This window comes from Streptomyces sp. NPDC001549 (genome assembly GCF_042894025.1).
GTDB lineage: Bacteria > Actinomycetota > Actinomycetes > Streptomycetales > Streptomycetaceae > Streptomyces > Streptomyces kutzneri.
The window spans coordinates 310,653-329,550 of record NZ_JBIAVJ010000006.1; the positions used below are offsets into that span (position 1 = coordinate 310,653).

General features: G+C 68.6%; 15 protein-coding genes and 1 pseudogene. 8 read left to right on the top strand and 8 right to left on the bottom strand.

What is annotated here, in order from left to right; all coding sequences use genetic code 11:
* Positions 1-84 precede the first annotated feature (84 nt).
* From ACFY04_RS13610 to ACFY04_RS13620, 3 genes are all read right to left on the bottom strand, one after another.
* Positions 85-456, bottom strand: a complete 372-nt coding sequence (locus ACFY04_RS13610) for a VOC family protein (protein ID WP_389116446.1) — start codon at positions 454-456, stop codon at positions 85-87.
* Positions 457-484: 28 nt separating this feature from the next.
* Entirely contained in the window at positions 485-1,594 is a 1,110-nt protein-coding gene (locus ACFY04_RS13615) for a PP2C family protein-serine/threonine phosphatase (RefSeq protein WP_389116449.1), read from the bottom strand.
* Positions 1,595-1,682: 88 nt separating this feature from the next.
* Positions 1,683-2,501 carry a LysR substrate-binding domain-containing protein gene (locus ACFY04_RS13620; protein WP_389116450.1) on the bottom strand — a complete coding sequence of 273 codons (819 nt, stop codon included), beginning with the start codon at positions 2,499-2,501 and terminating at the stop codon, positions 1,683-1,685.
* 58 nt (positions 2,502-2,559) lie between these two features.
* Here ACFY04_RS13620 and ACFY04_RS13625 point away from each other — a divergent pair, with 58 nt between their 5' ends.
* The gene (locus ACFY04_RS13625; RefSeq protein WP_389116452.1) at positions 2,560-2,973 is read left to right on the top strand and encodes a DUF5997 family protein; all 414 of its coding nucleotides are present in this window, start codon (positions 2,560-2,562) and stop codon (positions 2,971-2,973) included.
* A 112-nt stretch (positions 2,974-3,085) separates the two neighbouring features.
* On the opposite strand, the gene ACFY04_RS13630 is transcribed toward ACFY04_RS13625, so the two are convergent.
* Positions 3,086-3,664 carry a YdeI family protein gene (locus ACFY04_RS13630; protein WP_389116454.1) on the bottom strand — a complete coding sequence of 193 codons (579 nt, stop codon included), beginning with the start codon at positions 3,662-3,664 and terminating at the stop codon, positions 3,086-3,088.
* A 9-nt stretch (positions 3,665-3,673) separates the two neighbouring features.
* Positions 3,674-4,039: a hypothetical protein gene (locus ACFY04_RS13635; protein ID WP_389116455.1), complete on the bottom strand. Its 366-nt coding sequence runs from the start codon at positions 4,037-4,039 to the stop codon at positions 3,674-3,676.
* A 377-nt stretch (positions 4,040-4,416) separates the two neighbouring features.
* Between ACFY04_RS13635 and ACFY04_RS13640 the strand changes: the two genes are divergently transcribed.
* Both ACFY04_RS13640 and ACFY04_RS13645 read left to right on the top strand, forming a co-directional pair.
* Positions 4,417-5,652, top strand: a complete 1,236-nt coding sequence (locus tag ACFY04_RS13640; protein WP_389116456.1) for a sensor histidine kinase — start codon at positions 4,417-4,419, stop codon at positions 5,650-5,652.
* Positions 5,649-6,344: a response regulator gene (locus ACFY04_RS13645; protein WP_389116457.1), complete on the top strand. Its 696-nt coding sequence runs from the start codon at positions 5,649-5,651 to the stop codon at positions 6,342-6,344. Before ACFY04_RS13640 ends, ACFY04_RS13645 begins: the two co-directional genes overlap by 4 nt.
* An 87-nt stretch (positions 6,345-6,431) precedes the next feature.
* On the opposite strand, the gene ACFY04_RS13650 is transcribed toward ACFY04_RS13645, so the two are convergent.
* On the bottom strand, positions 6,432-6,887 hold the full coding sequence (locus ACFY04_RS13650) for a DoxX family protein (protein ID WP_389116458.1): 456 nt from the start codon (positions 6,885-6,887) through the stop codon (positions 6,432-6,434).
* 409 nt (positions 6,888-7,296) lie between these two features.
* On the opposite strand from ACFY04_RS13650, the gene ACFY04_RS13655 reads away from it, so the two are divergent.
* Both ACFY04_RS13655 and ACFY04_RS13660 read left to right on the top strand, forming a co-directional pair.
* A complete protein-coding gene (locus ACFY04_RS13655) occupies positions 7,297-8,253 on the top strand; it encodes a tellurite resistance/C4-dicarboxylate transporter family protein (RefSeq protein WP_389116460.1) in 957 nt (318 codons plus the stop codon).
* Positions 8,254-8,360: 107 nt separating this feature from the next.
* Positions 8,361-8,795, top strand: a complete 435-nt coding sequence (locus ACFY04_RS13660; protein WP_389116462.1) for a VOC family protein — start codon at positions 8,361-8,363, stop codon at positions 8,793-8,795.
* A gap of 177 nt (positions 8,796-8,972) precedes the next feature.
* On the opposite strand, the gene ACFY04_RS13665 is transcribed toward ACFY04_RS13660, so the two are convergent.
* The gene (locus tag ACFY04_RS13665; protein ID WP_389116464.1) at positions 8,973-9,740 is read right to left on the bottom strand and encodes a transposase; all 768 of its coding nucleotides are present in this window, start codon (positions 9,738-9,740) and stop codon (positions 8,973-8,975) included.
* 370 nt (positions 9,741-10,110) lie between these two features.
* Between ACFY04_RS13665 and ACFY04_RS13670 the strand changes: the two genes are divergently transcribed.
* Positions 10,111-11,082 carry a hypothetical protein gene (locus tag ACFY04_RS13670; protein ID WP_389116467.1) on the top strand — a complete coding sequence of 324 codons (972 nt, stop codon included), beginning with the start codon at positions 10,111-10,113 and terminating at the stop codon, positions 11,080-11,082.
* 592 nt (positions 11,083-11,674) lie between these two features.
* Here the strand turns inward: ACFY04_RS13670 and ACFY04_RS13675 are convergent.
* Positions 11,675-12,418: pseudogene (locus ACFY04_RS13675) on the bottom strand (IS5 family transposase).
* A 981-nt stretch (positions 12,419-13,399) separates the two neighbouring features.
* Here ACFY04_RS13675 and ACFY04_RS13680 point away from each other — a divergent pair.
* Together ACFY04_RS13680 and ACFY04_RS13685 are read left to right on the top strand one after the other, a co-directional pair.
* A complete protein-coding gene (locus tag ACFY04_RS13680) occupies positions 13,400-14,341 on the top strand; it encodes a hypothetical protein (protein WP_389116468.1) in 942 nt (313 codons plus the stop codon).
* Between the two features lie 16 nt (positions 14,342-14,357).
* Positions 14,358-18,776 (top strand): hypothetical protein, encoded by a 4,419-nt coding sequence (locus tag ACFY04_RS13685; protein WP_389116469.1) that lies wholly within the window; start codon positions 14,358-14,360, stop codon positions 18,774-18,776.
* The last annotated feature ends 122 nt before the right edge of the window (positions 18,777-18,898 follow it).

Here is an 18,898-nt window from a genome sequence, read left to right on the forward strand (position 1 = left end):
TGACCTGCGCGGATCCATGCAGGAGGCCGCGGTATGGACCGACCGGGGAAGCCGCGGACGCGCGGCCCGTTCTCGCCGACGGCCTCAGCCGTGCGTGGCGTCGATGACGCAGAAGCGGTTGCCCTCGGGGTCGGCCAGCACCACGAAATCCGGGTCCTCCGGGTAGGAATCCCAGTCGACGTGCCGGGCACCCAGCGAGACCAGCCGCTCCACCTCCGCCGCCTGCTCCGCCGCGTCCGCCGCGTACAGGTCGAGGTGGACGCGCGGCCGTTCCTGTACGGGCGTGACGCTGCGGCCGAGCGCCAGGCCCGGCCCGCCGCCGTCGGCCGGGACCAGGACCGTCCAGCCGTCGTCCACCTGGCCGTCACGGGGTACGTACCCCAGCGCCCGGCTCCAGAATTCCGCGGCCCGCCGCACGTCCGCGGCTCCCATAACGATCGTTCCGAGGGTCAGCATGATCCGATTCTGGCAAACCGGGACCGGCCTACGGTGCCGCGGGCCGCTCGATCGCGACCATCGCCGCGTCGTCGTCCAGGGTGTTGCCGGCCGCGTGCTCGAGCAGGTCCTCGCACAGCCGGTCCAGCAGTGCCTGGGGGCGCAGTCCCGACCAGGCGGTCACGCGCCGCGCCAGCGGGTAGAAGGTACCCGTCCGGTCGCGTGCCTCCAGGACACCGTCCGTGTACAGGAGCAGGACGTCACCCTCGGCGAAGGCGAAGGTCTGCGCGGTGACCGCCGACGCCACGAGCCCGGCGAGCCCCAGCGGCGGCGCGGGCCGGTCCACCTCCAGCTGCTCGGCGCCGCCGTCGCGCAGCACGAGCAGCGGCGGCGGATGGCCGCAGCTGACGAGGTGCAGCACCGGCTCGGCGTCGGGGATCTCCAGGACGGCCGCGGTCACGAAGCTCTCGCCCTCGTCCCCGGCGCCGTCCAGGTCCGCGGAGACCGCCGCCTCCAGGTAGTCCACCAGGCCCGGCAGCCCGGCCTCCTGGTGGGCGGAGGCCCGGAAGGCGCCCAGTACCAGCGCGGCGTCCCCGACCGCCTCCAGCCCCTTGCCCCGGACATCGCCGATGATCAGCCGCGTGCCGGTGGCCGTCCGGGCGGCGGCGTACAGGTCACCGCCGATCTGGGCCTCGGCCGCGGCGGCCAGGTACACGGAGGCGACACCCAGCGGGCCGATCCGGTCGGGCAGCGGCCGCAGGACCACCTCCTGGGCGGTCTCCGCCACCGAGCGCAGCTGGGTCAGCTCCTTCTCGTGCACCTCGCGCAGGTGGGCGAAGAAGGTAACGAACACCGAGATCATCACGAGCGCGATGATCTGGAAGGTGTGGTTCAGATCGGTCAGGCTGGTGCGCGCCGTCGCGACCACCACCTGGGCCAGTACGGCGACCAGACCGACGAAGGCCGTCATCCGGGGCCCCGCGAACGACGCGGTCACCGCCGGTGCGGCGGCCAGGAAGGGTCCGAGGTGCACCTCGGGCGGAGCGAGCACGTCGATCAGGGTCACGACGGCGATCAGCGCGAACGGGACCGCCAGCTGCGCGTGGCTCACCTTGCGGGACCGGTGGTGACGAGGGTGCGACGGCGGCCGGAGATCCATCCCTCCTGCATACACCGCGAGGTGAGCGGGATCCCCGAAGCCCGGCCGTCGCGGGCGGCCCTGCCGGTCCTACGGGCGACGGCCGGTCCTACGGGCGACGGCCGGGCCTGCCGCCCTTTCCGCCCTTCGCGCCCTTTCCGCCCTTGGGACCGCCGGAGGCCCCGCGGGGGTTCTTGCCCGCCGGCTTCCCGGACGAGGACTTCCCGGCCCCCGGCTTCCGCTGCGCGCCGCCACCGCCGCCACCCGCACCCGTTTCCGGGCGCTTGCGCTTCGCCTTGGGCTGCGGCGGGGTCGGTGCGCGCCCCCGCGTGCTGTTCACGGTCCGGCCGCGGACGATCCCGATGAACTCCTCCACCAGATCGGTGGTCTCCTCCTGCGGCCACGACAGCGCGACCCGCGAGGCGGGCGCGTCGGACACCGGCCGGTAGGTCAGGTCCTTGCGGTGGTGCAGGCGGGCCAGCGACTGCGGGACGACGAGGACGCCCACCCCGGCGGCCACCAGCTCGATCGCGTCCGCCGTCGTCTCGGGGCGCTCGATCGCGGGCTTGCCCGGCAGCTGCTCCCACTCCAGGGTGTCGTCGAGCGGGTGGAACACGATCTCGTCGGCGAGATCCTCGGTGGACACCTCTTCCGCGGCGGCCACGAGGTGATCCTTGGGGACCACGACCACCGTGGTCTCGGTGTAGAGGGGGATCGCGCTGAGGTCGTCACGGTCGACCGGCAGCCGCACGAACCCGGCGTCCGCGCCGCCCGCCCGCAGCACGCTGCACGCCTCGACCGGGGACACCGCGACCAGGGTCAGCGGGACGTCGGGCAGCCGCTCGTTCCAGATACGCACCCACTTGCTGGGTGTCACCCCCGGGACATAAGCGAGCCGGAACGAATGGGGTACTTCCGAGCCTGTCACCCCGCAAGGTTACCGGTCGTGGTCGGAGGTAGCGCACACGCTCGATACTCTTGACACCATGACGTCGCACCAGAACACCCAGACGATGAAGCCCGCGACCGCGGCGAAGAAGCTGGGCGTGTACCTCGAGGCCACCCCCGCTGAGTTCCAGGAGGGTGTCGTCTCGCGCAGCGAATTGAGTGCGCTCCAGGCCGATCCGCCCCAGTGGCTGAACGAGCTGCGCGCCAACGGTCCGCACCCCCGACCGGTGGTGGCGGCCAAGCTCGGCGTGTCCATCGCCGGCCTCGCCCGCGGCGGGGTCACCGAGCCCCTCACCACGGAGCAGATCGAAGCGCTGAAGCAGGAAGCCCCCGAGTGGCTCCAGCGCGAGCGCGGCACGCAGGCCGAGGTCCGCAAGGAAACGGTCCGCATCAAGGAGAAGCACGCCGAGAAGGCGGAGAAGGCCGAGAAGGCGCGCGACCAGCGCTCCTGACCTGCGACTCCGTCTTCCGTCAGGCCTGGTCTCCCGCGGGGAGGCCGGGCCTGACGCATTCCACCCGCCCACTTCGCCCCCGCACCCCTGCGCTCGCGGGAGCACGGCCGGATCACCCGGCAGCCCCGCCTCCCCCCAGCAGCCGCACCGCGCGGTCGAGCCGGGCCCGCCTGGTCTCCGGCGTGAGCGCCTGCAGCAACGGCAGGATCACCTGGTAGCGCCCGGTGCGGTCGAGTGCCTCGAACGCCTCTGCGGCTGCCCGGTCCGCCTCGAAGGCCGCCGCGAGGTCCGGTGGCACCGCCGCCGTCCGCTGCGACTCGTAGGCGTGCGTCCACCGCCCGTCCGCCTGCGCCCTGCGCACCTCGGCGAGCCCGGGCTCACGCATCCGCCCCGCGGCGCTCAGCTCCGCGACCTTGTCCACGTTCACCTGTGACCACAGGCTCTTGGGCCGGCGCGGCACGTACTTCTGCAGGTAGTACCGCTCGTCGAGGGCGCGCCGCTGCCCGGAGATCCAGCCGTAGCACAGCCCGATGTCGACCAGCTCGTCATCGGTGACCGACGCGATCCCGGACCTCTTCTTGGCCAGCTTGATCCACACGCCCTCGTGGCGCGTGTGGTGCTCGGCCAGCCAGCTCTCGAACGCCTCGGCGTCCGCGAAGCCGATGATCTCCACCCCGCCCAGTTCCTCCATACGCCCAGGCTATCGCCCGCCCTCCGGGCCGGACTCGGCCGACACGGTCCGGGAAATGGCGCACAGTTCGTCCAGCACCTCCTCCAACGTGGGCCTGCGGGTGTCGAGTTCGAGGATCACGATCCCGTGCTCGGTGGCCAGGGCGCCGACGCCTTCCGGCGTCATACCGGTCACGGCGAGCCGGCCCGGCCCCGACAGGCCCGCCCGGACCACCGTCGCACCCCCGTCCGTCAGCACGGCGGCGAGCTCGGCGTGGTGCGGAGTGCCCACGACGACCCGGGCCGCGGCGCTGCGGGCGGTGAACTCGGCCGCCGACTGCGCGAGCACCGTCCGGCCCCGGTCGAGGACGACGATCCGGTCGGCCGTCCCGGCCATCTCCGCCGCGTGGTCACCGGTGATCGCGACCGTACGCCCTGTGCGGCCAGTGCGCGCAGCAGCCGGCGGGCCCACCGCACCCCCTCGGCGTCCAGCCCGGCCAGCGGCTCGTCCAGCAGCAGCACGGGCGGATCCCCGAGCAGCGCCACCGCGACGCGCAGCCGCTGCGGCATGGCGGGGGAGCACGTACCCACGCGCCGCCGCGGTTCCTGCGCCAGGCCCGTCTCCGCCGGCACCTCGGCCACCCGGCCCGCCCTGCCGGGGCGCCCGGCCCGCGGACATCGCACCGCCGGCGGAAAACGCCCGGCGGCACCGGCCCGGGGGTGTAAGCCCGGGGGCCGATGACCGGGCCGGGGACGGCTGGCTACGGTCACGCCATGGACAACCCACTGAAGAGCACGAAGACCCCGGAGACACCAAACACCCCGAAGAACACGAAGGCCGTACGGAGTTCGGCACCGAGACCCGGTGCGGCCCGCACGGCCTGGGGCGGCGCGGCCCTCTACGTCCTCGTGGTGGGCCTGCTGATCGGCGGTGTCCCGTACGCCGCCGGGCCGCTCCTCGGAGCCGTGATGCTGCTGGCCGTGACCCCGCTCGTCCCCCTGCTGCGGCACCGGCCCCTGGCGGCACTGACCCTGACCCTCCTCGGCGGCACGCTCGTCGCGGCAGCCGCCCGGGACCACAGTCCGGGCCGGTTCCTCGTCTTCCTCGCCTCGGACCTCGTCCTCGGATTCATCGTCGCCACGCGCCCCCGGCGGGACGCGGTCATCGCTCTGGTCATGGTGCTCGTCGTGGAGCTCCCGGCGGTCGGGCTGTTCTCCGCCGGATCGTACGACCTGATGAGCACGAGCCTGATCGCCTTCCTGTCCCTGGGCGCCGTCTACATGACCGGCCTGCGCTTCCGCGAGCGCCGGGAGCACACGGCCGAACTGCGCACGCAGCAGGTGGCCGAGGCCGTGACCGCCGAACGGCTGCGCATCGCACGCGAGTTGCACGACATGATCGCCCACAGCATCGGCGTGATCGCCATCCAGGCCGGTGTCGGCAGCCGGGTCATCGACACCCAGCCGGCGGAGGCCCGCGCCGCCCTCCAGGCCATCGAGGCCACCAGCCGCGAGACCCTGTCCGGCCTTCGCCGTACGCTGGTCGCGCTGCGCCGGGCCCAGCCGGACGGCCCCCGGGAGCAGACGCCCCTCGGACCCGCCCCCGGACTGTCGGACCTCGACGGGCTGGTGGCCACCACCGCCGACGCCGGAGTGCGGGTCGACGTACGGTGGGAGGGGGAGCCCGGTCAACTGCCGCCCGAGGTGGACCTGTCGGCGTACCGCATCGTGCAGGAGGCGCTGACCAACGTGGTCCGCCATGCGGGCACCGGACACTGCCGGGTCACCATCGGCTACGGGGAACAGGAGCTGACCGTGGAGGTCGTCGACGACGGGCGCGGCGCGCCCGAGGGCATCGGAAGTACGGGATTCGGCATCACGGGCATGCGCGAGCGGGTCAGCCTGCTGCACGGCCGCTTCAGTGCCGGTCCCCGGTCCGGGGGCGGCTTCCGGGTCGAGGCGGCGCTGCCGCTGCCCCTCGCCGCGGCGGCCCTGGACGGGCTCCGATGACCGCTGCTCCCGCGCGGGCGATCCGCGTCCTGCTCGTGGACGACCAGCCGCTGGTCAGGTCCGGTCTGCGGGTGCTGATGGCCGACACCGCCGACCTGGAGGTCGTCGGTGAGGCCGGTACGGGCACCGACGGGGTCCGCCTCGCCGCCGAACTGCGCCCCGACGTGGTGGTGATGGACATCCGGATGCCGGGCATGGACGGCATCGAGGCCACCGGGCTGATCACGGCGGGGACGGAGGCCGTCAAGGTGCTCGTGCTGACCACCTTCGACGAGGACGACCACGTCTACGGAGCGCTGCGCGCCGGCGCGAGCGGATTCGCCGTGAAGGACATGGCCGTGGAGGAGATCCTCGCCGCGATCCGGGTGATCGCCGCGGGTGACGCCCTGATCGCGCCGGGCGTCACCCGCAGGCTCATCGCGGACTTCGTCCGGGCGCCCGGGCCGGCGGCGCCCGAGGCAGCCGAGGCGCGGGCGCCGCGGCCCGTCACGGGGATCACCGAGCGCGAGCGGGAGGTGCTGACCCTGGTGGGGCGGGGCCGTTCGAACGGCGAGATAGCCGAGGAGCTGTTCATCTCGGCGGCCACGGCCAAATCGCACGTCTCGCGACTGTTCACCAAGCTCGGCGCCCGGGACCGGGTCCAACTCGTCATCATGGCCTACGAGATGGGGCTGGTCGCACCGCCCCGCTGAGGGGCCCGGGCGCCGGGGCGCGAGTGGTGCCGACGTGGCGGGTCCCGACGCGAGTGGCGCCGGCGCGCGCGATGCTGAATCGATTCCTCAGGCGGTGACGGCCTCCGGGCGGTTCTCGTCCCGCCGCCCGGCGGAGGCCGCCGAACGCGAGGAGAACAGCCCGTCCACGGCCAGGGCGCCGGGGCCGGTGAACACCAGCAGGAGGAAGGCCCAGCAGAACATCGCCGAGGCCTCACCGCCGTTCTGCAGCGGCCACAGCGCACCGGGCTGGTGCACGGTGAAGTACGCGTACGCCATCGAACCGGAGGCGACGAAGGCGGCCGCCCGGGTGCCGAGACCCAGCAGGATCAGAGCGCCCGCGACGAGCTGGATGGCGGCGGCGTACCAGCCGGGCCAGGTGCCGGCGGCGACGGTTCCGCCACCGTGCGCACCGCCGAGGACACCGAAGAGGGAAGCGGCGCCGTGCGAGGCGAAGAGCAGTCCGGTGACGATCCGGAACAGGCCGACGGCGTAGGGCTGGGCATGGTTGAGACGTGCGTTCATGGGGGGAGGCTCCTTCGGTTGGGGACGGGTCCCGAAGTCGTGCCGACGTTCTCGAGCGTGGGCGAGCCATAGGTTAGGTAGGCCTAACAGGGCTGGCAAGCACGAGTTCCGGCCACCCACCCACCGAGGCGGATCCGACGCTACCCCGCACCCGGAGGGCCGCGCCGGTGGCGCGCGGATCGGCGCGCCCGCGCGAGGGATCGGGGACCCGCCGGTCCGCTCCCCTGTGACGGACCGGCAGGTCCGCGTCTGAGTCCGAGCCTAGGACCGGCCCGCATCCCCGCCTGTGCATCGCGCGCAGGTTCGCTTGATCTTGCGTGCAGGAGGTTTCGAGGCCGGCCGTGTGGTTCCCGCGGCGCGTCGGCCCCGTCCGCGGGCGGCCGGCCGACCCGTGGGGTCCGCTGGACGCGTGAGCATCCTCCCCGGCCGTGACTGGTGGACCGGGCTCCCGCCCGCGGCGGGAGCCGCCGTCATGGCCACCGGCATCATCTCCGTCGGCCTGCACCTGACCGGGCAGGAGGCGGCGTCACTGGCCGCGCTGGTCGTCGCCGGGGCGCTGTGGCTCGTACTCGCCGCCGACTTCACCTCCCGGCTGCTGGGCGACCGCGGGCGGTTCCGCGCCGAGGCCGACACCCCGGCCGCGCTGACGGCCGTCGCCGCCACCACCGTCATCGGGGCCCGGCTCTCGCAGCAGGGCTGGCAGACGGCGGCCGCCGTGCTGCTCGTGGCGGCGGCGGTGCTCTGGCCCGGGCTGCTGTTCAACGTCCTGCGGCACTGGCGGCGGCGCATGCCGGGAGCGGCCTTCCTCGGCTGCGTGGCGACCCAGGGACTCTCCCTCCTCGCCGCGTCCCTCGCCGACGCCGGCCACCGGGACCCGCTGGCACGGGCGGCGCTGGCCGCCTTCTGCCTCGGCCTGCTGCTCTACCTGGCGGCTCTCTTCCGCTTCGACCTGCGCGAGGTGGCGGGCGGGGCGGGTGACCACTGGGTGGCGGGCGGTGCGCTCTCCATCTCCGCTCTGGCCGGATCCAAGCTCACCGCGTCACCCGTATGGACCGGTTCGGCACACACGACCCTGCGTACCGTCACTCTGGCCCTGCTCGCCCTGTCCCTCGTCTGGTACGTCGTCCTCCTCGCCGCCGAGCTGCGCCACCCGCGGCCGCGCTACGACATCCGGCGCTGGGCCACCGTCTTCCCGCTCGGCATGACGGCCACCGCCTGCCTTTCCGTGGCGGGGCCGGCCGGCGTCGCCTGGCTGCGCCCGCTGGGCGAGGTTCTGCTCTGGATCGCCGTCGGCGCCTGGCTGCTGACCTTCGCCGCGCTGGTCGCCGCGCACCTCACCGCCGGGAGCGGGGCGACGGGCCGGTGACGCCCGCGCCGCGCGCCGCGCGCCGCGCGCCGCGCGTCCCGTGACCCGCGTCCCGTGACCCCTTGCGCCGTGTGGCGACGGCGCCGCCACCTCAGTAGGGTCCCGGCATGGCGTACACATTCCAGGTGACCATCGACTCGACCGACCCGCACACGCTGGCCGACTGGTGGGCCGAGGCCCTCGGCTGGGAAGTGGAGCCGAGCGACGAGCAGTTCATCCGCGGCCTGATCGAGGCGGGCCACGCGAGCGAGGACGACACCAAGACCCACCGGGGCACCCTCGTCTGGAAGGCGGGCGCCGCGATCCGCCACCCGGAGGGCCTGGAGCGCGCACCCCGCGTCCTGTTCCAGTTCGTCCCCGAACCCAAGACGGTCAAGAACCGGGCCCACTTCGACGTCCGTACCGGCTCCGACGACCCGAGGGCACTGGTCGAACGCCTCATCGCCAACGGTGCCACGCACCTCCACGAGGGCCGCCAGGGCCCCAGCGTATGGACGACACTCGCCGACCCGGAGGGCAACGAGCTCTGTGTCTCGCACTAGCTCGCACCGGAGACACCTAAGGGCTTGCAGAGAATCAACCTGTGATCGAACACCCTGCATGACCTGGTCTGTCAAGAGCTGAAACACCCAGGTTAATTCTCTGCAAGCCCTAAGGGTTGTCCCGTAAATGATCTTTGAGTCGCCCGGGGCAGGGCCGGTGGCAGTGGGTCCGCTCGCCTATCCGGCGAGGGCGAGGCTGTGCAGGCGTGCGATTCCGCGCATGGCGTGGTGGACGCCGTCGCCTTTGAGGCGGCAGTCGCGGAGGATCTTCCAGGTCTTCATGCGGGCGAAGACGTGCTCGGCGCGGGCGCGGACCTGCTTGTGGGACTTGTTGTGCGCCTGCTTCCACTTTGGCAGTTCTTCGCCCTTGCGGCGGCGGTGGGGCATGAGGAGTCCGGTGCCCCGGTAGCCGCCGTCGGCGATGGTGAGTGTTCTGCCGACGGCGGTTTTGGCACCGGATTCCTCCCATGCCTTGTAGTCGTTGCGGTTCCCGGCGAGCGGCCGGCCGACCACGACGACCAGGCGGGTGTCGGCGTCGATGACGACCTGGTGGTTCGTGGAGTACCGGTAGTTCTTCGATTGCGCCGCCACCGAATGGTCCCGGGTCGGGACCAGGGTGCCGTCCACGATGAGCACGGTGTCCTTGGCGAACCGCTTGCGGGGCTGCAGGGCGAGCATCGGCCCGAGGTGGTCGATGATGCGGTCCGCGGCCGACTTCGAGACCCCGAACAGCGGAGCGAGCTGGCGCATCGTCAAGTTCGTGCGCCAGTACGCCGCCACCAGCAGTGTCCGGTCTTCCAGCGGAAGGCTCCACGGCCGGCCCTTGCGGACCGCGTCCGCCCCCTCACGCCGCAGCACGGTCACCAGCTTCCCGAAACAGCGCGGGCTCAGCCCGGTGAACGGGGCTATCCAGGACGGCTCCGACGCCGTGATCACACCAGCCACCACAAGATCATCTCACCCATGACCAGCAGTTACGGGACAACCCTTCGTACTGGCCTATTCCAGACCGTTGCGTGGAAGGGGCATGTGGAAGAATCCTGTACGAACTGATCATGGTGTTGGCTGGCGGCCGCTATGACAGCCCATCGAGCGCGGGGAGCGGTCGGGCACCACACCTGGAAACCCAGGGGGACACGTTGAAAATGTAGCATGGTTTAATGCTTGTAAACGTCCAGGGTGGGGATTCAGGGCGTCGGGGGAAGAGTCTACTCGCACCCCCATTGTGTCTTCTCTTGGTCTTAGCCATCCCAGTTTATCAACCGCCTAGGGCCGCGAAAGCATGAATCGCGCGCATGAGCCTTTGCGGTAAATTGTGCAGACGATCGAAGAAGCGTGGGGTGAGGTTGCATTGAGTAAATATTCTCGGACTGTTGTCGTTGCTGCGACGATAGGACTTCTGGCAGCATGCGGAACGGCCACTAAAGGTCAGCCCTCGGATCCGGCTGCGGTGGCAGCGCCCACCCGTATTTCCCTGGACACCATACCCGCGGCGCCGACCAGGGGATTAACGAAGGGCATGACCCTTCCGCTTGACGGATATTCCAGCACTTCAAGCGAGCAATACGCCTGGCAGGTCGCGACACAGGACCAGTGGCGCTCCTGTATGGCCCGATATGGGTTCAAAAAGTTCGGCCCTCCGGAGCCGTCGCTACAGGTGGCCACCGGGGCAGCAGATTCCGACATGGGTCGTCGATATGGTATTGCTGATCTAGAATCCGCCAAGACGCGTGGTTATCATCTCTCGGAAATGCCCGAGCCCTCGCGGTGGGAGCCTGCCAAGGGCGCCGAGGAAGCCGTCTTCACAGGCTCCGGGACGGAGGTAGCCGGCGGCATCTACAAGGGTCAGAAGATTCCTGATGGTGGATGCCGGGGGGAGGCCAAGCGAATGTTCCCCATGCCGCAGACGCCCACGGCCGCGAACGCTGAAAGCCGCGCCTTCTTGGCAGCGAAAGACGACACGAATGTCAAAGAGGCGATCGCGCAGTGGTCTTCCTGTATGAAGAAGCGCGGACTCGATATCAAGTCACCTATCGATGGCGTCGAATCCCTTGGTGTGGATGTCAGTTCTGCGACACCTAGCGCTCGCGAAATTGAAATCGCGATAGCCGACGTCGAGTGTAAAGGCCAGACCAAGCTCGTGGAGCTCTGGCACGAGAAGGAAGAGTCAAAGCAGCAGCAAGAGATAGCAAAGGATGCCTCGACTCTCAATAGAGAGCGAGACGACAAGAATCGCGTAGTCAGTAAGGCTGCGCAGGCGTACAAGGCGCGCGGGGCTGAAAAGTGATATCAAGAGTACTGCGCATGTCATTTGCTGCCCTGCTTGCCCTTTCGATCACATTCTTCGTGACGCCCGATGCTCGGGCGGTAACAACGTATTCTGCCGACGAGTGCACCTCTGCCAAATAATAGCTACTGCTTCGCCCTGTACTACGACAGCCGAGGCGAGCAGACGAATTACTCGACAAGCTCATGTTTTGTGACGAACAGAAGTATATCGGATCACTCTGGCTATTCGCCGAATGGTGCCATATTTGTTCGCTTCGTATTTTCGCATGGCTTGATGTCCAATCTTTACAACACGTGTAGGGGTGGTTCGGGCGCGGATCTGACACTCAAGAATGCTTCGGCTTCGGCATCGAATGGGGAATGCTCCGCCTACTATCGCGTCTACTGCAATTCTAGCTATGGCGGCCTGAGTCAGTCCTTCGCTCCGACCTGCGGCGACTACTGGCCAGCAGAGAATCTCTTTCCCGCGCTCAAGAATCAGAATGCTTCGAACGCACGGTACTGACTATCGTGGCCGTTTTTAAGTTCGGGCTCAATCAGTATCGAGCGGCTTTCTGGGGAATCGAAATCGCTAAGAGCTCGTAACAGGATCATGAGCGGGCCTTCTTGAGTCGGCGCCAGCAGATGAAGCTGCAGGCGAGGGAGACGAAGGCGTCGTGGAGTTCGGTGCGGCGTTCTCAGCGGACGGCGAGTCGTTTGAACTGGTGGAGCAGGGCGAAGGTTTGCTCCACGATGTAGCGGAGCCTGCCCATGTCTTTGATGTTCGGGCAGCCCTTGCGGGAGATGACGGGCAGGATCCGGCGTTTGCGCAGCTCATCGCGGTTCGGGTTCGAGCCGTAGCCCTTGTCGCCGAGCAGGGCCTCGGGGCGTCGGCGGGGCCGGCCGGGCCTGCCCGCGACGGGCGGAATGCCGTCGACCAGGGCGAGGGTCTGGGTGACGTCGTTGACGTTGGCCGCTGTGGTGATGACCTTGAGCGGAGTGCCGCGTCCGTCGCAGATCAGGTGGTGTTTGCTGCCCGTCTTCCGCCGGTCGACCGGCGACGGACCGGTGTCGGCGCCCCCTTTTTCGCGCGGATGTGGCAGCTCGGCAAGCAGGATGCGGTGGAGCTGGTCGAAGACCCCGGCCTTCTGCCACCGCTCCAGTCGCCGCCAGCACGTCTGTCCGGAGCCGAACCCCAGCTCCAGCGGGAGCAGTTGCCAGGCGATGTCGTTGCAGAGCACGTACAGGATCCCCTGTAGGCACAGCCGGTCCGGCACCGGCCGCGGCCCTGGCGACCGCTCCGGCCAAGGCGGCAGCAACGGCTCGATCAGCAACCACAAGTCGTCGTCCACGATCCACCGGCGAGTACTCACACACTCCCGAACGGCCGAATCGTCACACCGGTCACGGCGACCAGGCCACTTCAGCAAGATCCTGTTACGAGCTCTAAGCAGTGCCGGATCCTGCGCAGCCTGACACCCCTATATAAGGAAGGAGGACAAGCCTCTTCGGTGGGTCTGGGCCCTGTGCATCCCGTAGCCCTCCCGCCTCGCTACCAGCGTCGATGCCCTTCGAACCACTCGCGCTCAGCAGGCACAGGACATAAGTGGCCTGGCAGGGCATCACTTCATCAGAAGCGTGCTGTCAGGGTTTCGCCCCTCAGCCGCTACTGGCGTCGTGAACGACCCCTGATCTGACGATCTGTCAAGTAATGGCACCCTTGTCGTTGCCCACGCTGTGCCCATTCGATCGCTGACGGATGAAGCGCAACTGCAACGATTCTGGTGCGCTCTTTCGCGGCGACTTCCTCCATTAGATCATCTCTACAACGCGGCAAATGAACATAGCGGTTGCTTACCGATCAGTTCTAGCTTGGATTCTGGAACAACCCACTATCTAGGCCAGGGCTGCTTGGTGTATAGGCTGAGCCCCTGTCAGCAGGGGCTTCGCTGCGGTCCGTTCGCCGTTGCTACTCAAGAGAAGACCTGCCAGGATTCAGCCTGATGGCCTTGAGTCGGTAGTGATGCCGGATTTCCAGAGAGACAAGGCCCGGGATCACCCTCTGAAGAGGTGCTCCTGCAGGGGGAAGCAAGGGGAGGGGATTCGCCGTGCGCGAAACCGCGATTGGCGGGCTTCAGGATCAGCGCCTCGTCACTTCTGGTGATGTTCGGGCAGCACAACCTGGGCCACCGGCTTGACCGGCACCGAGGTCACCTTGGCAGGCCGGTCCTCGTCGCCCGCGGCCGGCACGCGCCACGCACGTGGACCACTTCACGTTACGTAGAGAAGGAAAGCCCATGCACGTCCTCAGGCGAACGACCGTCACCACTACTGTCATGCTCGCGACAATCTCGCTCGGTGCCTGCTCCTCGTCCGGATCGGCCTCCGACTCGGCGAAGGACAGGACCCCGATCGACCAGGCCAACTGGCCTGCGGAGGTGCCCACTTCCGGATTGGTCAAGGGCCTGGAGCTGCCGCTTGAGTTTTACCTGCCCTCCTACGCGGGTCAGGTCACCGTCGACACCGCGCTCCGCACCCTGCAGACGCGGTGCATGTCTGAGTACGGGCTGACAATCGATCTGCCGCGTCCCGGCGCGAACCCGCCGCCCCACAGCAACGCCGTCTCGATCGAGCGGCGTTACGGCCTCAGCGACCGCGCACAGGCACAGAAGTACGGGTACGGGCTGCCGAAGGAGCTGACCCGGAGCCTCGTATCCGTCGACGAGGGGCTTTCAGGCATCGAGGTGGAGGTCCTGACCGGGAGGAAGAAGCCCGAGTTCGCCCCGCCCAAGGGAGCCAAGGGCGCTGACGGCCATTTCGGCGGGGTCCCGGAGCCCGCGCGCGCCGAGCACAACGGAAAGAAGGTGCACGAGGACGGCTGTGCCGGCTGGTCGAAGCGGCAGCTCAAGGTGAACGAGGAGGATCCGGGATTCGTCTCCGGGCTCGCCTCGACAAGCCTCTCCGAGTCCCGGCCGCTGAAGCCGGTCGAGGAGGCTCTCAAGAGCTGGTCGGCCTGCATGAAGGACAAGGGTCGCAAGGTCGCCGATCCGTACCGGGCGATGGAGCAGGGCTATGCCGACGGCGACGGCACCACCAAGAACGCGATCGAGCTCGCGCTGGACGACATCGACTGCAAGGAGCAGACCCGTCTGATCGAGGTCTGGTTCAAGGAGGAGTCGGCCGTCCAGAAGCGGCTGATCGAGGAGAACAAGGACCAGCTTGCCGCCATCAAGAAGCACATGGGCGAGGTCCTTACCGCTGCGAAGGCAGTCAAGTAACCATGAAGGAACACAGTTGAGACAGATACGTTTCCGTCTGCGCGTGCCGGTCACCCTTGCGGTGACCACCGTGCTGGCGATACCGCTGAGCCTGCCCGCGCAGGCCGAGGAGCCAAAGCCGCCCAAGGGCGCGGCGCAGGGGTGGAGCGACACCACCCAGCAGCAGAAGAAGGTCTCCCTGGAGCCCTCCGCGATCCCCGCGAAGGACCGCGCCGGCCTGCTCGGCAAGGGCTACGAGAAATCCACGGACACCGCGTTCACAACCAGTGGTGACGGAACGGGCTTTCACCTCCTGACCGCTGACGAGGCAAAGGGCTACGGCTGGAAGACCGCCGCCACGCTCCGCGAGGACGGGTTCGATGCCGACTCCTGGATCGGCAACGCCTGCCTGACCGAGTCGGGCAAGTACGCGGCCGTCGCCTACGCGCCGCGTACGTTCACCAACAAGCCCGAGCTGATGGTCCGCGGTGCGTTCGCCGCCGTCGTCGACCTGACGTCGGGCAAGGTCACCAAGCTGCCCTTCACCGCTTCGCTGGCCTACTTCAGCCCCGGCTGCGGCAACGGCGAGCAGGCGGTGTTCACCCAGCTCACCCACGACGGTGACAAGGAGCAGCGGACCCGTCTGGTCAGCATCGACGCCACCACGGGCAAGGCAGCCGACCCTGTCGTCCTTCCCGGCCAGGTGACCTCGGCGATCCCCACGAAGAGCGGCATCGTCGCCGCCCACGGCAACAAGCTCGTCCGTCTCGACGGCAAGCAGGAGACCGAGCTCGCCCGCACCAGTACCGTCCCGTTCCAGCTCACCGCGGACGGCGACGGTGGCGTGACGTTCATCGAACGCGACCTGAACAAGGACGCGTCGAAGAAGCCGCAGGCCAGGGCCAAGCACCTGACCGCCGCCAAGACGCGCGCCGGGCGGACCGCTCCCGTCACGGTCGCCTCGGGCACCCTCAGCGAGTGGGACCTCACCGGTACGTCGTCGGGGCAGGTGTTCATCACCGGCAAGGCGAAGACCGACGGCAAGCTGCCGGCCCGCGTGGCCAACCCCGGCAACCTGGCCAAGGGTGCGCGCATGTCCACCCTCGGCCACGCGGCCGCCTCCACGACGTGGGCCGATGGCAAGACCCCGACGGAGGCCGAAGCCGTCCGGGCCGCCCGGACCCAGCTCACCGTGGTGGCCACCGGCAAGTCGGTCACCCTCGACGCCACCCCCGCGGCCGCCGGCAAGGACGCCGAGACCGGCATCACCGCTTCCCCGGCACTCCCCCAGCCCAAGAGCGGCAAGGGAACCTCGACGGCCAAGGGCGCACAGGCATCCACCTTCTCCTCGCCCGAAGGCCCTTCCGAGGGCTCCGACGAGCGGTACTGCGCCGTCGCGCGCAATGATCCGAAGAAGCAGGCGTTCCAGCCCACACCCCGACAGGTGGAGTGGGCCGCGGACCAGGCCGTGGTCGGAAAGCTCGACTTCTACCGTACCGCCGACTGGAAGAACACCGGCATGGGCGGCTACCAGCCCCAGGGCCTGTTCCCGCCCAAGGTCCTTGACGGCGACCCCAACGGCAAGCTCGACACCGAGGATGGCACCAGCGACAAGTGGCATATTCCCGCCCAGATCCTGCTCGGCATCACCGCGCAGGAGTCGAACATGTGGCAGGCCACACGCTTCGCCGTGCCCGGTGTGACCTCGAACAGCCTCATCGGCAACAACTACGGTGTGCAGTACACGGCCAGCGGCGCGCAGGCCGACCCGTGGCGCGTCAACTGGTCCGAGGCCGACTGCGGCTACGGCATCACCCAGGCCACCGACGGCATGCGTCTGGCCGGCAAGACCAAGCCAGGTGAGACCGCACTCAGCACCCTCACCCAGGAAGCGGTCGCGCTGGACTACACCGCGAACATCGCCTACGGCGCGCAGATCCTCTCCGACAAGTGGAACCAGACAAACCGCGCCGGGTTGAAGATCAATAACGGTCACCCGCAGTGGATCGAGAACTGGTTCTTCGCCCTGTGGGCTTACAACTCCGGCTTCTACGACACCGCCGACTTGGCCGGCCACAGGGGCGTCGGCTGGACCAACAACCCGGCCAACCCCCTCTGGAAGGCAAACCGCCTGCCGTTCCTGGAAAAGGCCGGCGGCGGAGACGACTACAGCCACGCAGCTCAGCCGCAGAACTGGCCGTACGAGGAGAAGGTGATCGGCTGGGCCGGCCGCCCCCTCTCCGCCATGTTCGCCCCCAACGATTTCCAGGCCGGCTTCAAGCCCGCCTGGTGGAACAGCGTCCCCTTCCGCACCACAGCCAAGCCCCCGGTCGACCTGTTCTGCAACGCGACGAACTCCTGCAACCCCGGCAAGATCGGCGACAACGACTCCAACGACCCCGGCCTCGGCGCCTGCACCCTGGACGCGGGCGACAAGACCAGCAACCCGCACTGGCTGCACTGCTGGTGGAACCAGCCCGCCAGCTGGAAGAAGTGCGTCACCACCGACGGCACCAAGCCGCAGTGTGGCAGCGCCGTACACCGCTTCAACACCACATACCCCGAACAGCCGGACGCCGCTTCCTACCCGCCCCGCTGCACCTCCGACCTCCCGGCCGGCGCGCTCCTCGTCGATGACCTTCCCAACGGCACCGTGACAGCGGGATCGGTCTCCAGAAGCTGTGGACCGGTCAAGTCGGACGGTACATTCACCTTAAGCTACGTCCCGTGGGACACCCAGATGGATCTCACCAACGACGGGACGGACAACCCGACCACCGTCACGACGTATCCGGGGAAGATCGACACGCACCAGATTGGTGCGGGCTACGGCAACCACTTCTGGTTCACGCACAGCCGCTCGCCCGAGTCGAACTCGGCCGACGCCGAGCGTCTGAAGGTGACCGGCACGTGGAAGCTCAAGGCTCCGCTGACCAACACCACGCGGCAGGCGAAGATCTTCGCGCACATACTTGACCACGGGGCGCAGACCATCAACGCCGTGTACCGGATCCAGACGCCCGAAGGGGAAGAGGAGGCGGTGATCTCGCAGGCGGCGAACCAGGCCAACAAGTGGGTGGAAGTGGGCGCCTACGAATTCGGTGACCAGATCCCGGAGGTGCGGCTCGACAACTTCAACGGTGGCAACGGTTCGGCAGACATCGCCTTCGACGCGGTGGCGTTCGTCCCGGGCACGTACGAAGGTCAGGCACTCACCGGCAACATGACAGCCAACCCGACCGCTCCGGATCCGGCGCCGGTCGAGCCGGAGGAGGACATCACCGACGGCCGCTTCTCCGCGGCCCCCAGCTCTTCGGCGAAATCCGCCACGGCGGCGCCGATGGCCGCCACGAGCACCGCGACATGCTCGACGGTCAACCACTCCCTCACCCGCAAGCGCACCACCGGCTGTATCCACAGCGACTACGCGATGACGGAGTACTCGAACACCGTTCCGGTCGGAAGCGCGGCTTTCGACCTCTACATGACGTACGACCTCGACCCGAAGAGTGCCGAGTTCTCGCAGGTCGCCACGATCCGGCTGAAGTCGATGGACGGTTCGGTGAACAGCGCCACCTTCGACTACGCGGCCAAGTGCCGCGGTTACTGCGACATCACCAGCGTCGACTGGAACGGGTCGAAGACCTTCGCCAAGGGCGACACGCTCCTGCGGACCGTCACTACGCGGTTCAAGTGGGCTCCCAGCGGCACCACCAAGAACTCGATCACCCCGTACTTGTCTCTCGGCGGTAAGGTCAACAGCACTTCGGTCGTGAATCCGTCCGAATTCGAGAGCGCCAAGCTGATCATCCGCTGCGACACCGAGGTCTCCAGCGCAGGTACCGGCTGTGTGTTCTCGGGCTACAAGCCGACGTATGTCATGAACTCCAAAAAGTTTCCCGGGGCCGCGGCACACATCGACATGATGTGGCGCAAGACCAACATCAAGTGGGGTCAGCGCAGCAGCGGCAAGTCGCTCACCTACCTGGGCAACAAGATGTCCGTCGACGGCTCAGGCAAGGTCCAGTCGGATCGCAACCGTCAGCTCATCTGCGGAAGGAAGTGGAAGGCCTACAGCGGCACCGGTCTGTTCAGTGACAAGTGGCCCCTGGACGCAGGGGAGCCGCGTACCGACTCGAAAAGCTGTGACGAGTTCGCGTTTGCCAACTCCGCCCAGAGCGCCGGAAACTCGGCGGGCCCCAACCCCGTCGGTTACAGCGGCGCGGAGTGCATACAGACCTATCTCAAGCGGAACGCCGACGACACCATGACGCTCCACCTGCGGCCGAACACCCCGGCACCGACGTGGAACGAGCCGTGTGGCCGGTCCTCGATGTCGAACTGGCAGAACACCCAGTCGATGCGGCCGTTCGGCGACTTCATCAAGGAACAACGCTTGATGGAGGACGACGGCTACTGGGTCGACCTCGACGGATTCACCGCACCCACTCCGTAACCGGACCATGAGAAGTGGCCCCCCGCCCGGGGTGGGGTGCGGGGGGGCCGTGTGTTTTACGGCGGGGGGGGCGGACCACCACGCAAAGACGCCCACGCGCCCCCAACACGCCCGGGAGTGGC

Excerpts from the sequence above, each read along its gene's own strand:
- ACFY04_RS13610 (WP_389116446.1), bottom strand. The coding sequence starts at position 456 with ATGCTGACCCTCGGAACGATCGTTATGGGAGCCGCGGACGTGCGGCGG.
- ACFY04_RS13615 (WP_389116449.1), bottom strand. The coding sequence starts at position 1,594 with ATGGATCTCCGGCCGCCGTCGCACCCTCGTCACCACCGGTCCCGCAAG.
- ACFY04_RS13625 (WP_389116452.1), top strand. The coding sequence starts at position 2,560 with ATGACGTCGCACCAGAACACCCAGACGATGAAGCCCGCGACCGCGGCG.
- ACFY04_RS13630 (WP_389116454.1), bottom strand. The coding sequence starts at position 3,664 with ATGGAGGAACTGGGCGGGGTGGAGATCATCGGCTTCGCGGACGCCGAG.
- ACFY04_RS13635 (WP_389116455.1), bottom strand. The coding sequence starts at position 4,039 with ATGGCCGGGACGGCCGACCGGATCGTCGTCCTCGACCGGGGCCGGACG.
- ACFY04_RS13640 (WP_389116456.1), top strand. The coding sequence starts at position 4,417 with ATGGACAACCCACTGAAGAGCACGAAGACCCCGGAGACACCAAACACC.
- ACFY04_RS13645 (WP_389116457.1), top strand. The coding sequence starts at position 5,649 with ATGACCGCTGCTCCCGCGCGGGCGATCCGCGTCCTGCTCGTGGACGAC.
- ACFY04_RS13650 (WP_389116458.1), bottom strand. The coding sequence starts at position 6,887 with ATGAACGCACGTCTCAACCATGCCCAGCCCTACGCCGTCGGCCTGTTC.
- ACFY04_RS13660 (WP_389116462.1), top strand. The coding sequence starts at position 8,361 with ATGGCGTACACATTCCAGGTGACCATCGACTCGACCGACCCGCACACG.
- ACFY04_RS13680 (WP_389116468.1), top strand. The coding sequence starts at position 13,400 with ATGCTCGCGACAATCTCGCTCGGTGCCTGCTCCTCGTCCGGATCGGCC.